This is a genomic window from Stenotrophomonas sp. ESTM1D_MKCIP4_1 (genome assembly GCF_003086895.1).
In the GTDB taxonomy this organism is placed as follows: Bacteria; Pseudomonadota; Gammaproteobacteria; order Xanthomonadales; family Xanthomonadaceae; genus Stenotrophomonas.
This window is the reverse complement of sequence record NZ_CP026004.1, coordinates 3,186,483-3,200,751: the sequence shown is the minus strand read 5'-3', so window position 1 is coordinate 3,200,751 and position 14,269 is coordinate 3,186,483. Positions and strand designations below refer to the sequence as shown.

Annotated in this window: 10 protein-coding genes; 2 read left to right on the top strand and 8 right to left on the bottom strand. The window is 68.8% G+C overall.

All coding sequences use genetic code 11. The features are described from left to right. Nucleotide 1: 1 nt before the first annotated feature. Nucleotides 2–574, bottom strand: coding sequence for a cytochrome b (locus C1924_RS14635; protein WP_108765957.1), 573 nt, complete (start codon nt 572–574; stop codon nt 2–4). Further along, the gene (locus C1924_RS14630; RefSeq protein WP_108765956.1) at nt 571–1,212 is read right to left on the bottom strand and encodes a YceI family protein; all 642 of its coding nucleotides are present in this window, start codon (nt 1,210–1,212) and stop codon (nt 571–573) included. Before C1924_RS14630 ends, C1924_RS14635 begins: the two co-directional genes overlap by 4 nt. 163 nt (nt 1,213–1,375) lie before the next feature. On the opposite strand from C1924_RS14630, the gene C1924_RS14625 reads away from it, so the two are divergent. Continuing rightward, nucleotides 1,376–4,915: an ATP-binding protein gene (locus tag C1924_RS14625; RefSeq protein ID WP_108765955.1), complete on the top strand. Its 3,540-nt coding sequence runs from the start codon at nt 1,376–1,378 to the stop codon at nt 4,913–4,915. A gap of 98 nt (nt 4,916–5,013) precedes the next feature. After that, nucleotides 5,014–8,544 (top strand): hybrid sensor histidine kinase/response regulator, encoded by a 3,531-nt coding sequence (locus C1924_RS14620; protein ID WP_108765954.1) that lies wholly within the window; start codon nt 5,014–5,016, stop codon nt 8,542–8,544. Nucleotides 8,545–8,634: 90 nt separating this feature from the next. Here C1924_RS14620 and mdtD read toward each other — a convergent pair whose 3' ends face one another. The 6 genes from mdtD to C1924_RS14590 form a co-directional block, all read right to left on the bottom strand. Beyond that, nucleotides 8,635–10,134: a multidrug transporter subunit MdtD gene (gene mdtD / locus C1924_RS14615; RefSeq protein ID WP_108765953.1), complete on the bottom strand. Its 1,500-nt coding sequence runs from the start codon at nt 10,132–10,134 to the stop codon at nt 8,635–8,637. 61 nt (nt 10,135–10,195) lie between these two features. Then, on the bottom strand, nt 10,196–11,278 hold the full coding sequence (gene hemE / locus C1924_RS14610) for a uroporphyrinogen decarboxylase (protein WP_108765952.1): 1,083 nt from the start codon (nt 11,276–11,278) through the stop codon (nt 10,196–10,198). Between the two features lie 26 nt (nt 11,279–11,304). Then, complete coding sequence (locus tag C1924_RS14605; protein ID WP_019336384.1) at nt 11,305–11,544, bottom strand: WGR domain-containing protein; 240 nt, start codon at nt 11,542–11,544, stop codon at nt 11,305–11,307. A gap of 132 nt (nt 11,545–11,676) precedes the next feature. Further along, entirely contained in the window at nt 11,677–12,786 is a 1,110-nt protein-coding gene (gene aroB, locus C1924_RS14600) for a 3-dehydroquinate synthase (protein ID WP_108765951.1), read from the bottom strand. Then, nucleotides 12,783–13,325, bottom strand: coding sequence for a shikimate kinase (locus C1924_RS14595; protein ID WP_108765950.1), 543 nt, complete (start codon nt 13,323–13,325; stop codon nt 12,783–12,785). Before C1924_RS14595 ends, aroB begins: the two co-directional genes overlap by 4 nt. 83 nt (nt 13,326–13,408) lie before the next feature. Next, the gene (locus C1924_RS14590; protein WP_108765949.1) at nt 13,409–14,236 is read right to left on the bottom strand and encodes a kinase; all 828 of its coding nucleotides are present in this window, start codon (nt 14,234–14,236) and stop codon (nt 13,409–13,411) included. Nucleotides 14,237–14,269: the final 33 nt, after the last annotated feature.

Genomic DNA, 14,269 nt, shown 5'->3' with positions numbered 1-14,269 from the left:
GTCAGTCCTTCTGGGGGGAGGCGAGCCAGCCGCGCGGCAACATCCGCGACAGGGTGGCATCACGCTGGAACAGGTGGTGGTAGAAGGCGGCGCCGGCATGGGCCAGCACCACCGCGATCAACAGCCAGAAACCGTATTCGTGGATGGCATGGGACACCGCGACGGTCTGCGGGTCGGGGCCGCTCAGCTTGGGCACATCGACCAGGCCGAACCAGCGGAACGGACGCAGGCCGCTGGCCGAGTCGTACAGCCAGCCGGACAGCGGAATGGCGAACATCAGCACGTACAGCAGCACGTGGGTGGCGCTGGCGATGCGCTCCTGCCAGCTGGGAGTGCCCGGCACCGGCTTCGGCGCACCGGCATACAGGCGCCAGCCGAGGCGGAACAGCACCAGGGCCAGCACGGTGATGCCGATCGATTTGTGCGCGGTGTAGACCCAGAAGTACTTCGGTGTCTTGGGCAGTTCACCCATGGTCAGGCCGACGATGCCCAGGGCGAGGATCAGCAGGGCGATCAGCCAGTGCAGGGTCTGGCTGACACTGCCCCAGGCGGCGGGCGTGTTCTTGGCGGTCATCGGGGGTCCTTGGGGGCCGTCGTGCGGTCGGAGTGGGAATCAGGGTCGGGAGTTCCCGGCGCGCTGCGGTCGAATGCGGCCTCGGCCTCGATCCTCACCTGTACGGCATCGCCGATGACGCCCGGCCAGGCGGTGATGCCGAAGGCACGCCGGCTCAGCGTCGTGGTGGCCGAGAAGCCGACGGTGCGGCGGAAGGGGGGCAGCGGGTAGCGCTTGACGGCGTTGAGGGTGACATCGAGTACCACCGGCTGGCTCACCCCGCGCAGGGTCAGGGTGCCGGCAACCTGTGCATGCTTTTCGTTGATCGGCTCGACATGGGTGGAGACGAAGCGTGCGGTAGGGAAGCGTTCGCCATCGAGCAGGCTGCGGGCGAGGGTGGCCTGGTTCCACTTGGCGTCACCCAGATCCAATCGCGACACGGGAATTTCGACGTCCAGTGTCGCATCCCGCCAATTGTCGGGATCGAACCGCAGTTGCCCCGCGCTGCCGGAGATCGTGCCCATCGCCTGCGAATAGCCTGCATGGTCGATGGCGAACAGTACGCGGGTATGCACCGGGTCGATGCGCCACGCATCATTGCCGGCCCACACCGGGGCGGCGGCAAGCAGCAGGGGCAGCAGGGCCAGGCAGGAACGCATCGGCAGGGGCTCGGCGGAAAGGTGGTTCGATCATACGCACAGGCCCTGTCCTGCGCTGTGTGCACGGCTGCAACAGTTCGTGGTGGCGATGCCTCTGGAAACAGCCTGTTGCAGCGATGAACGCGGCCCTGTGTGACAATCGGCGCAGGACAGGGGGTTCAGGATGACGAGCGGCTGGCGCCGGTACTGGCGGGGCATCGCAGGGGCAGGTCTGTTGCTGGTGGCGCTGGCCACCTCCGCAGCAACCTTGGACATGGCCGGTGAAACACCTCGCCTGCGCCGTTTCGGTGCGGCCGAAGGCTTGCCGTCGCGCATGGTGCTGGCCCTGGCCGAAGACCGCACCGGCCACATCTGGGCCGCCACCGACGGTGGCCTGGCGCGTTATGACGGCGGTACCCTGCGGGTCTGGCAGCATGATCCGGAACAGCCCGGCTCGCTGCCGGGCAACGAGATCGAGACGCTGCTGGTCGATCCACTCGATCGCGTCTGGGTTGGCATCAACGGCAAGGGCGTGGCCCGGCTGGATGCCGACCGCGAGCGCTTCACGTCCTTCGATGCACTGAACAACGACTGCCAGGGCCAGGTCTGGACGCTGGCCTATGCCGAGGACGCGCTGTGGGTCGGCAGCAGCACCCATGGCGTCTGCCGTTACGGCGAGGATGGCAGTCTGCGCTTCTTCCGGCAGGCGCCGGGTGGCCTGCCCAGCGACACCATCTACAGCAGCCTGGTCGATGCGCAGGGGCGCCTGTGGCTGGGCACGGAAGCGGGCCTGGCGCGCTGGAACGGGACCGCGTTCGAGACGGTGGCCGCGCGCGAGCTGGGCGCGGTGAGCGTACTGCGGTTGAGCCGGGACGCCGAGGGCGCGATCTGGATCGGCACCCAGAACGATGGCCTGTACCGGATCGACGCGCAGGACCGGGTCAGTCGGCCTGCCTGGGCCGACAGTGCGCAGCTGCGCTCGGCCATGGTGCTGGCCGACCGCCAGGGCGGCTACTGGGCCGGTACCTCCGATGGCCTGCTGCGCGGCGATGCCCGCCAGCTGCGGCGGCTGGAAGGTGACCGCGGCAGCGGCTTCCTCACCAGCCACAGCGGCGTGCTCGATCTGCTGCAGGACCATGAAGGTGGCATGTGGGTGGCCCTTCTGACCCAGGGCCTGGCCTACCTTCCACCGGACTGGCGACGGTTCTCCACCTGGTACCAGCTCGATGGGCGCCCGCTGGACAGCCAGTACCTGTTGAGCGCGGCCAGCGACGGACGCAACTACTTCGTGGGCTCGGCGCATGGCGTCTACCAGATCAACGCGCAGGGCACGCTGAGCCTGCTGGCCAGCGACCGCGAACTGGGCAGCGGTGCAGTGTGGTCGGTGCTGCCGCGCCCGGATGGCCGGTTGTGGCTGGGCCGGGCAGGACGGCTCAGCGTCTACGATCCGGCCCGGCGCACGCTGCGCGACTGGCCCATTGCCGGTGGCGCCGACCTGCGCCAGCGTATCGACCTGATGCGGCAGGCACCGGATGGCACGGTGTGGATATCGGTGATGAACCTGGGGCTGCAGCATCGCGCCAGCGATGGCCGCGTGCTGCGTACCTTCGAGCTCGCGGCGCTGCGCGGCGAGGGCGATGCACCCGTGGAGCAGATCCGCTTCGATGCACGCGGCCAGGCCTGGCTGGTGGGCGCCATGGGGATCTGGCGCGAGCAGGCCGAACGCTTCGTGGCGGTGCCCGGCGTGTCGCAGGGGCAGATCTACGACCTGGTCTGGATCGATCCGCAGCAAGTGTGGCTGGCGCGGCAGGGCGCGTTCGAGCGTTACCAGTGGGATGGCCTGGGCCTGCGCCTGATCCAGCGCGTCGATGCCAGCCATGGCATGCCGCCGGTCAGCATGGGAGGGCTGGCGCTGGCCAGCGACGGACGGTTGTGGGCAACCACGCCGCGCGGCCTGCTGCGCTGGGATCCGCAGACACGGCGCGTGCAGCAGTTCAGTGAACGCGACGGCCTTCCCGATGCCGAATTCACCGGGCGGCCGCCGGCCATCGGCGCCGATGGCCGGGTACTGGCGGTCACCCAGACCGGCCTGGTGGGGTTCGATCCCGATGCGCCGGATGTTGAACTGCCGCCCTCGCAGCTGGTGATCGCGCAGGTACGCGTGCGCCGCGACGACGCGCGTGGCTGGCAGCCGCTGCCAGCCAGCGGCACCCTGCTGCTGGGCCCGGATGACCGCGACCTGCAGATCGACGCGCGCCTGCTGTCCTACGCCAACCCGCAGGGCAACCGCTACCGGTTCCGCATCGACGGCTACGACCAGAACTGGGTGGAGCAGGGCGGCGATGGCCAGCGCACGTTGTCGCGGTTGCCGCCGGGGCTGTATTCGATTGAAGTGCAGGCCGCCACCGCCAGCGGGCCCTGGACGGCCTCGCAGCGCCTGCAGGTGAAAGTGCTGCCGCCGTGGTGGCGCAGCGGCATGGCCATCTTCGGTTACCTGATGCTGGGTTCGCTGTTGCTGCTGGTGCTGGTGTGGTCGATCCGCCGGCGCCTGCGGCGGCGCCAGCAGTGGCAGCTGACCGTGCACAAGCAGCAGCTGGCCGAACAGGCCTCGCAGGCCAAGAGCCGCTTTCTGGCCACGCTGGGCCACGAGGTGCGAACACCGATGACCGGCGTGCTGGGAATGAGCGAACTGCTGCTGGCCACCGAACTGGACCCGGTGCAGCGCAGCTATGCCGGGTCGATCCAGCAGGCTGGCAGTCACCTGCTGCGGCTGGTGAACGATGCGCTGGACCTGGCCCGCATCGAAGCCGGCCGGTTGGAACTGGATATCCGTCCGTTCGATCTGAACGGCCTGCTGGACCAGGTGCAGGCGCTGATGCAGCCGATGGCGCAGCAGCGGCATCTCGCATTCCGGCGCGAGGATGCGCTGCCGGGGCCGATCTGCGTCAGCGGCGATGAGATGCGGGTGCGGCAGATCCTGCTCAACCTGCTGGGCAACGCGGTCAAGTTCACCGATCGTGGCCATGTCGGGCTGGGTGCGCGACTGGAAGAGGACGGCAGCGCGGTCACCTTCGAGGTCAGCGACAGCGGTCCGGGCATCAACGCCGAACAGCAGCGTCGGCTGTTCCACCGGTTTGAGCAGGCCGACGGGCCGCGCACTGCCTCGCGCTATGGCGGCAGCGGGCTGGGCCTGGCGATCTGCCAGGAACTGGCGGTGGCGATGGGCGGTCGCATCGATGTCGACAGCCAGCTGGGCAAGGGGGCGCGTTTCCGCGTGCATGTCCCGCTGCCGTGGAGCCGCCAGGCAGCGTCCACACAGAGCGAGGTGGTCGCCACGCCGGTGCTGCCGGCCCTGCGCATCCTGCTGGTGGAGGACGACGTCACCGTGGCCGAGGTCATCGCCGGCCTGCTGCGCGCGCGCGGGCACCAGGTGGTGCACGTGCTGCACGGGCTGGGCGCGCTTTCGGAAATCGCCACCGAGGGCTTCGATGTGGGCCTGCTCGACCTGGATCTGCCGGCACTGGACGGCACCGCCATCGCCCGCCAGCTGCGCGCCATGGGCTACGAACTGCCGCTGGTGGCGGTGACTGCCCGATCCGATGCCTATGCGGAAACACAGGTGCTTGCCGCCGGGTTCGATGGCTTCCTGCGCAAGCCGGTGACCGGCGACCTGCTGGTGTCGGCGATTCTCCAGGCCCGGGCGAAACGCCAGGCAGACGGCTGATCGAGGCGGTTTCTGGCGTGAATGCCCTGATTTTCGGTTTACCATGCCGACGCCGCACAACGCGGGGTCCACTAACAGGCAGCGTGAGGAGGCAATCGGTGGCGTATCTGCGGGCGGCGACGCTGCTGCTGATCCTCCTGTGCGTCCTGGCACCTGTGGCCGCGCAGCCTGTGCCGCCGACCCCACGGCAGGTGACCGTGTTCGACGGTCTGCCGTCCAACACCGTCAACCGCATGGCCGAGGACCGCTACGGCTATCTGTGGATTGCCACCAATGACGGCCTGGCCCGCTACGACGGGCGCAACTACCGGGTCTGGCGTTCCGAGGACGGCCTGCGCGACAACCGTATCTGGACCGTGCTGGTCGACGCCCAGAACGAGCTGTGGATCGGCACCGAGAATGCCGGCGTGGTGCGCATGTCGGCCGACCGTCGGCAACTGCGCTTCTACGACCGCAGCAGCCAACCGTTGATGGCCAGCAACACCGTGTGGAGCCTGGCCGCTACGCCGGACGGTTCGATCTGGTTCGGCACCTACGGCGGCGGCCTGTACCGGCTGGATGGCACGGACCGCCTGCAGCGCTTCCTGCCCGAAGCGGACAACCCGCGCAGCGTGCCGGCCGCGTCGATCCCGTTCCTGGCGACGTTGCCCGATGGCACCCTCTGGGTGGGTACCAAACATGGCGTCGCGCGCTGGACCGGCAGCGATTTCGAGCGCATCGGCGCCGATGCGCTGCCCAGCCAGCTGGTCAATGGCCTGAGCGCCGAGCCGGACGGCAGCCTGTGGATCAGCACCGTGGCCGGAGCGACCGTGCGCCGGCCGGATGGTCACTTCGAGGCGCCCCCCTGGAAGCTGCCTGCCGGTGACCAGGTGCTGGGCATGATGCTGCGCGACGAACAGGGCGGGCACTGGCTGGACACCCGCAGTGGCCTGGGCCGCGCGGTGAATGGCCAGTACCAGACCGTGCCGCTCTACAGCGCGGTGGCCCGTGGCCAGGTGCGGCCGAACTGGGCCGGTGCCTATGAAGACCGCGAAGGCGGTATCTGGCTGGCCAGCACCAATGCCGGCCTGTGGCACCTGCTGCCGCGCTGGTGGCAGTTCTCGGTGTTTTCACGGCTGGAAGACGATCCATCGTCGCTGCGCAATGCCTACGTGCTGGGGACCAGCCCATCGGCCAACGGCGGCGTCTGGACGGTCGGCGGCCACGGTGCGCTGGATCGTTTCGACCCGCGCAGCGGCGACATCGAACAGCACCGCACCTTCCTCAACGGCATGCATTGGCTGACCTCGGTGCGCGAGGATCGACGCGGCTACGTCTGGGTCGGTTCCACCGACGCGCTGCTGCGCTACGACCCGCGCACGGGCGCGCTGCGGCGCTGGGATGGTGACAGCGGTGCCGATGCCACGATGGAAGGCAACATCGATGCGATGATGACCTGCGATGGCGACAGCCTGTGGCTGATGCTGCCTTCGGGCCTGCAGCAGCGGGATCTGGACGGCCATCTGCGCCGGCAGCTGGAAAACGGCCGTGACGGCCTGCAGGCCGGCCAGCTCAACATGGATGTCGAATGTGGGCCACAGGACCGGATCTGGCTGGCCAGCAGCCGTGGCCTGCTGCAGTGGCAGCCCGACGCACACCGCTTCCAGCCGGTGCCCGGAGCGCCGGCCACGCCCGTGTACGCGATTGATGTGGGGGCCGACGGCCAGGTGTGGCTGTCCGAGGACGGACGCCTCTCGCGCTACCTCTGGCGCAACGGGCGCCTGGAGCGGCAGGCGGTGATCGGCAGCGAGCAGGGCTACCCCGCCATTGCCGCGACCGGCCTGGTGGTGGATGCACAGGGCGTGGCCTGGGCCAGCGGTGCACGCGGCCTGGTACGGGTGAGTGCCGACGGCCAGGGCGTACGCCTGTATGGCGTGCACGACGGTCTTCCCAGCCAGGAGTTCCGCGAACACACGCTGATCGCCACCCAGACCGGGCGGCTGGTGGCCGGCACGCCAGCCGGTGTGGTTGCGTTCGATCCCGCGCTGGTACGCCCTTCAACCCGGCGCGCGCCCCTGGTGATCGAACGGGTGGAGGTGCGCCGCAACGAACAGGTCCTGGACCTGACCCACGACACGCCGCTGCAGATTGCCGATGGTGACCGCGACCTGCGCATCGTCGCGCGCCTGCTGTCCTTCGCCGATTCCGCGTCCAACAGCTACCGCTACCGCCTGGCCGGCTACGATCCGGACTGGGTGGAAGTGGGGCCGGCGGGCGAACGCCTGTTCTCGCGCCTGCCACCGGGTGCGTACCGGCTGGAAGTGCAGGCGCGTTCGGCCGACCACATCTGGTCCCGGGTGGAAGTCCTTGAGTTCCATGTGCAGCCACCGTGGTGGCGCAGCCTGTCAGGGTTGCTGGTGCTGGCCTCCATCGCCCTGCTGCTGACCAGCTGGTTCGCCTGGCTGTACCGCCGCCGCCTGCAGCGCAAGCATGCCTACCAGTTGGCACTGCACAAGCAGGAGCTGGCCGAACAGGCCTCGGCCGCCAAGACGCGGTTCCTGGCCAACCTGGGCCACGAGATACGTACGCCGATGACCGGCGTGATGGGCATGAGCGAGTTGCTGCTGGCTTCACCGCTGGACCCGCAGCAGCGCGGCTACACCCAATCCATCCGCAATGCGGGCGAGCACCTGCTGCACCTGGTGAACGATGCACTGGATCTGGCGCGGATCGAATCGGGGCGGCTGGAACTGCAGTCGCGTCCCTTCGCGCTGAACGGCCTGCTGCAGGATCTTGCAGGTCTGATGGGCCCCCTGGCGGCGCAGAAGGGCCTGCGCTTCGTGCTGGACAACCAGTTGCCAGCGGGCCTGCAGGCCATCGGTGATGCGATGCGGGTCAGGCAGATCCTGTTGAACCTGCTGTCCAACGCGGTGAAGTTCACCAGCCGCGGCACCATCACCCTGCACGCCCGCTGCGAAGAGGGCGCGCGCGGCCTGCACTTTGAAGTGCACGATACCGGGCCGGGCATCAGCCAGGAGCAGCAGCAGCGTTTGTTCCGTCGCTTTGAACAGGCTGACGGCGCACGCACGGCCGCACAGTACGGCGGCAGCGGCCTGGGCCTGGCGATCTGTCGCGAACTGGCGCAGGCGATGCAGGGCCGCATCCGGGTGGAGAGCCAGCTGGGCAGCGGTACCCGATTCGAGGTGAGCCTGCCGTTGCCGCTGCAGCAGGATGGTGCAGGCGATGCCGATGATGTGGCGCTGGCGGAGGATGCCGTCGCGAACATGCCCGCGCTGCGCGTCCTGCTGGTGGAAGACGATGCCACGGTGGCCGACGTGGTGTCGGGTCTGTTGACCGCGCGTGGGCATCAGGTGGTACATGCCGGCCACGCGCTGGCCGCGCTGCGCGAAATCAGCGCGGGCGATTTCGACGTCGGCCTGCTGGACCTGGACCTGCCGGGCCTGAGCGGTTTCGAGCTGGCCCAGCACCTGCGCAACCAGGGCTACATGCTGCCGCTGCTGGCAGTGACCGCGCGTACCGATGCGGATCTGCAGGAGCAGGTGGAAGCGGCGGGGATCAACGGATTCCTGCGCAAGCCGGTAACCGGCGAACTGCTGGTGGAAGCGATCGCACGCGTGCTGGGCCGGTAGTGCCGGCCGCTGGCCGGATTCCGCTCTGGCAGGTGTCGACCTTGGTCGACACGGTGGATCCACGCACGGCGTGGATCCACCAGGAAAAACCTACTCCGCCACCGACTCGACCTGCCGCGGTTCCGGCCTCGTATCCGGCAGCTGCCAGAAGATCATCGTCGAGGTCAGCGTGATCGCGCCCACGCAGATGAAGGTCGCATGCAGCGCCGCCGTCGCGCCGTGGCCCTCCAGGTGCGTGCCGAACGCCGCCAGCAGGCTGCCGGCCGCTGCCGCACCGAAACCGGCCGCAAGCATCATCACCATCGACAGCAGGCTGTTGCCAGAACTGGCATATTCGCGATCCAGATCGCGCAGGGTCACGGTGTTCATCACGGTGAACTGCAGCGAATTGACCGCGCCGAAGAACGCCAGCTGCAGCAGCCGCCAGGCCAGGTGCTGGCCCGGTGTCATCAGGATGAAGCTGGCCATCGCCAGGCCCACCAGCACCGTGTTGACCATCAGCACGCGCCGGTAGCCGTACTGCTCCACCAGCTTCACCGCCAGCTTCTTGGACACCATGCCCGCTGCTGCCACCGGCACCATCATCAGGCCGGCGTGCATCGGGCCAAGGCCCAGACCCACCTGCAGCAGCAGGGGAATCAGCATCGGCATGGCGCTGCTGCCGATGCGCGAGAACAGGTTGCCGAGGATGCCGATGCGGTAGCTGGGCACGCGGAACAGCGCCAGCGAGAACAGCGGTGCGGTGGAGTTGGCCGCGTGCAGCCAGTAGCCGACCAGCGCGGCCAGGCCGCCCACGGTCATCAGCATGATCAGCGCATGCGGCGTGCCCAGGCCGGAAATGCCGTCCAGCGCCAGTGACAGCACCACCATCGCGAAGGCCAGCATGATGTAGCCGCGCAGGTCAAAGCGGGTGCGATGGCTGGCGTAGTGGTCGGGCATGATCTTCATCGCCGCGATGAAACCGATCACGCCGATCGGCAGGTTGATCAGGAAGACCCAGTGCCAGGAGGCGATTTCCACCAGCCAGCCACCCAGCGTCGGCCCGATCAGCGGGCCGATCAGTGCCGGAATGGCGATGAAGCTCATGGCGCGCAGGAAATCCTCGCGCGGCACCGAGCGCATCACCGCAAGGCGACCCACAGGCAACAGCATTGCGCCACCGATGCCCTGCAGCACGCGGGCGCCCACCAGCTGGTGCAGGTGCTGGGCCAGTGCACAGGCCAGCGAGCCGAGGGTGAACAGGATGATCGCCACCAGGAACGTGCGGCGGGTGCCGTAGCGGTCGGCGATCCAGCCGGACGCCGGAATGAACGTGGCCACGGCCAAGGCGTAGCTGAACACCACCGACTGCATCTGCAGCGGGCTTTCGCCCAGGCTCTTGGCCATCGCCGGCAGCGCCGTGTTGACGATGGTCGAGTCGAGCATCTGCATGAAGATCGCCAGCGAAACCAGCCACAGCAGGGGGCGGAAACGGGCGTACTCGGCAGGCGATGCGGGGGTGTCGGGGGTGTCGGGGGTGTCGGGGGAGGGTGTACCTGTGGACGACGGTTCGGACATGGCGTGGGGGCCAGTGCAGCGTGGGGCCGCCATGATCGCGCAATGCAGGTCACGGCGCGATAAACGTCGCGCCGTGACGTATCTGCCAATTGACTCAGCGCTGGCTGTGCGCGTGCACTGCGTCGACCAGCACCTGCACGTGCGCCGGATCCATGTCCGGCGACATGCCATGGCCCAGGTTGAAGACATGCCCCTCGCGCGAACCGCCGTTGCCGGCGGCGTAGGTATCGAGCACGCGTGCAGCGGCGGCGGCGATGGCATCGGGCGATGCGTACAGGGTGGTCGGGTCGAGGTTGCCTTGCAGGGCAACGCGGCCACCGGTGCGGCGCAGGGCTTCATCCAGGTCCAGCGTCCAGTCCAGGCCCAGCGCATCGGCCCCGGTCTGCGACAGGGCTTCCAGGTGCAGGCCGGTGCCCTTGCCGAACAGGATCAGCGGTGTGCGCTCACTGCCTTCACCGCGTTCCAGGCCTTCGGCAATGCGCTGCAGGTAGCGCAGCGAGAATTCGCGGTACATGGCCGGCGACAGCACGCCGCCCCAGGTATCGAACACCTGCAGCGCCTGCGCACCGGCCGCGCGCTGTGCGCCAAGGTAGGCGATGACCGCGTCGGTGGTCACTTCCAGCAGGCGGTGCAGGGCCTGCGGGTGATTCAGCGCCATCGCCTTGATGCGCGCGAAATCCTTGCTGCCGCCGCCTTCCACCATGTAGCAGGCCAGCGTCCACGGGCTGCCGGAGAAGCCGATCAGGGGGACCTGGCCGTCCAGTTCGCGGCGGATCAGGCGCACCGCATCCATCACATAGCCCAGGTCCTGTTCCATGTCCGGCACCGCCAGCCTGGCAATGGCCGCTTCATCACGCACCGGGTGGCGGAACTTCGGGCCTTCGCCTTCGACGAAGTACAGCTCCAGGCCCATTGCATCGGGAATGGTGAGGATGTCCGAGAACAGGATGGCCGCGTCCAGCGGGAAACGGCGGAGCGGCTGCAGGGTGACCTCGCAGGCGATCTCGGGGTTCTTGGCCATGGCCAGGAAGCTGCCGGCCTTGGCCCGGGTTGCGCGGTATTCCGGCAGGTAGCGTCCGGCCTGGCGCATCAGCCAGACAGGGGTGCAGTCCACCGGTTCGCGGCGCAGGGCGCGCAGCAGGCGATCGTTGCGGAGAGGGCTGGTCACGATGGGCATTCCTTGGGCGAAAGTTGGCTGCGGCGTCAGTCGCCGTGCGAAAGAATCTGGAAGCCGCGATGCAGTTCGGCATCACGGGCCTTCTCGAAGGCATGGCGGGCTTCGTCGGCCTGCAGGAACAGCTCGCGCCGCAGCTGCGAGCGCGCACCGACCCGGCCGCTTTCGCGCAGCAGTTCCCAGCCGCCAAACAGGTCCGGCTGCAGGCTCAGGCGCAGGAAACGCGGCGCCTGCGCACCGGCATCGGGATGTTGCAGGTAGACGTGCATGGGCCGATTGTAGCGGGGCAGGGGTGACCCCTGCCGCAACGCGGGATTGCCGGCCAGCGGCCGGCAACGTCGCGGTAGTGCCGGCCGCTGGCCGGCAACGTCAGGTACGGGGTTGCCGGCCGACGGCCGGCACTACCGGGCGGAGAGCACCTTCAGCACCGCCTCTTCATCCACGTCCGGTACCACTTCGGCCAGGCCCATGCCCCGCCACAGCACCAGGCGCAGGCGGCCGGCCACGTTCTTCTTGTCCAGCCGCATGCGCCCCAGCAGCGCCTGCGGGTCCAGCCCGGCGGGGATCGCCACCGGCAGCTGCAGCCGTTCCAGCAGTGCCTGCAGGCGCACGCGGTCGGCATCGTCGGCCAGGCCCAGGTCGGTGGAAAGCCGTGCCGCCAGCACCATGCCCACGGCCACGGCCTCGCCATGGTTCAGGGCATCGCGGCCGGGGGCCGAATAGCCCTGTTCGGTCTCGATGGCGTGGCCGAAGGTGTGGCCCAGGTTGAGCAGCGCACGCTCGCCCTTCTCGAACGGGTCGCGTTCAACGATGGCTGCCTTGTGCCGGCAGCTGCGCGCGATGGCTTCGGCCAGCACCCCATCATCGCCAGCCAGCAGTGCATCGGCATGCTGCTGCAGCCATTCAAAGAACACGGCGTCGCCCAGCGCGCCGTACTTCACCACTTCTGCCAGGCCAGCACGCTGTTCCCGCGGCGGCAGGGTCGCCAGCACGCGGGTATCGGCGATGACCGCACGCGGCGGATGGAACGCGCCGACCAGGTTCTTGCCGGCGGGGATGTCCACGGCGGTCTTGCCGCCAACGGAGGAGTCGACCATCGCCAGCAGGGTGGTCGGCAGCTGCACGCAGTCCACGCCGCGCATCCAGCAGGCCGCGGCGAAGCCGGCAAGATCACCGACTACGCCACCACCGAGGGCAAACACGCAGGCATCGCGGGTGGCGCCCAGCGCGGCCAGCGCTTCGATGGCGCGGCCGAACTCGGCCAGGGTCTTGGACGCTTCGCCGGCCGGCAGCACATGCTCGCCGACGATGAGGTCCGGGCGCGCCTGCAGCAGCGTCTGCCTGACGGCTGCCAGGTAGAGCGGGGCGACTTCGCTGTCACTGAGCAGCAGCACATGCCGGCCGCGCACATGCGAGGCCAGCGCGGCGCCGTCGGTCTGGGCGCCAGCGCCGATGGTGATGGCATAGGGGCGGTCGCCGCCAACGGCGACCTGCAGCAGGGAGGAGGTCATGCGGTCAGGTCCTGGCGCTGCCATTGCGTGGCCAGCTTGACGACAAGCTGGGCGGTGGCATCGGCAGCGGTAAACGGGTCGGTATCGAGGGTGAGGTCGGCCAGCTCGCGGTACAACGGGTCACGCAGCGCGGCAAGATCGTGCAGCACCTGCTCGCGATCCGGGCGCTGCAGCAGCGGCCGGCCCTTGTCGCGCGCCAGGCGTTCCAGCTGCGCGGCCACGCTTACCCGCAGGTACACCACGAAGCCACGCTGGGCGATCAGCGCCCGGTTGCCTGCATCCAGCACGGCGCCGCCGCCCGTGGAAACCAGTCGGCCCTGGCCTTCCAGCACCCGGGAAAGGGCCTCGCGTTCATGGCTGCGGAAGCCGGCTTCGCCGGAGTGCTCGAAGATCGTGGGGATGCTGGCACCGGCCGTGTCGACGATGGCCTGGTCGACATCGACGAAGTCCAGCGTGAAGCGCTCGGCCAGGCGGCGGCCGATGCAGGTTTTGCCGGCGCCCATGGGGCCGATCAGGATCAGGTTCGGAGCAGGATTCATGCCCTCTGATCCTACCACTTCCAGGCCACTGGCCTGGCACGATGGTTGCGAATGGAAGCATCCGCAGCGCGCTGGGGAAGGCCTCAGCGTACCGACTGCACCTGCCGCTGGGCGTCCAGCAGCACCACGTGGTCGGCGCGGGCGGGCAACGCGCGCAGTGCCTGGCGGCTGACCCGTTCGTAGTACTGCACGAAGCGCTCAAGCTGTGGGCGGCTCATGCCGTGCCGGCCTGGCTGGGCAGCCTGCAGATTCTGCTCCTGCTGCCAGCGCCAGCGCGGCACTACTGAAAAATCCGGTGGCTGCAGGAACCACAGGCGGTCGCAGCGCTGCCACAGTGCCGGATAGTCGCGGGACAGCGCCTGGTTGCACCAGCGCCGCCAGCGTCCATCCGGGTCCGCTTCGCGTTCCAGTGCGTTCAGCGGGGCATCCAGCTCGGCCTCGTCCTGCGCGGGCGTGCCGAGGAACCACCCCTCGAACACCAGCAGATCCAGCGGTTGTTCCAGCGCTGACCACTGCGCCTGCGGCAGGCGTTCATCGGCCAGCTTGTCGAAGCGCGGCAGCGCCAGCGGCTGGCGCGCGGCCACGGCATCCAGCACGGCATGGACCAGCGGCAGGTCGTGGGTGCCGGGCGGGCCGCGGGTGATCAGCAGCGGGTGCACCTGGCGGGCCAATCGTTGCCGCTGGGCGCGGGTCAGGTAGACATCGTCGATGGACAGCGCGGCTGCCTTCAGGCCGCGGGCGCGGGCACGGGCGACCACCTGTGCGGCCAGCGTCGATTTGCCGCTGCCCTGCACGCCGCTGATCGCCAATACTGGCACCGTGGCACCACTGGCCAGCGCATCGTCCAGCGCCTGCTCGGCAAGCGCTTCGGGGAATCCTTTCACCTGGGGCATGTACGCAGCAGCAACCATGCCGCCACAATAGCCCAATCCGTGTGAGAAGAA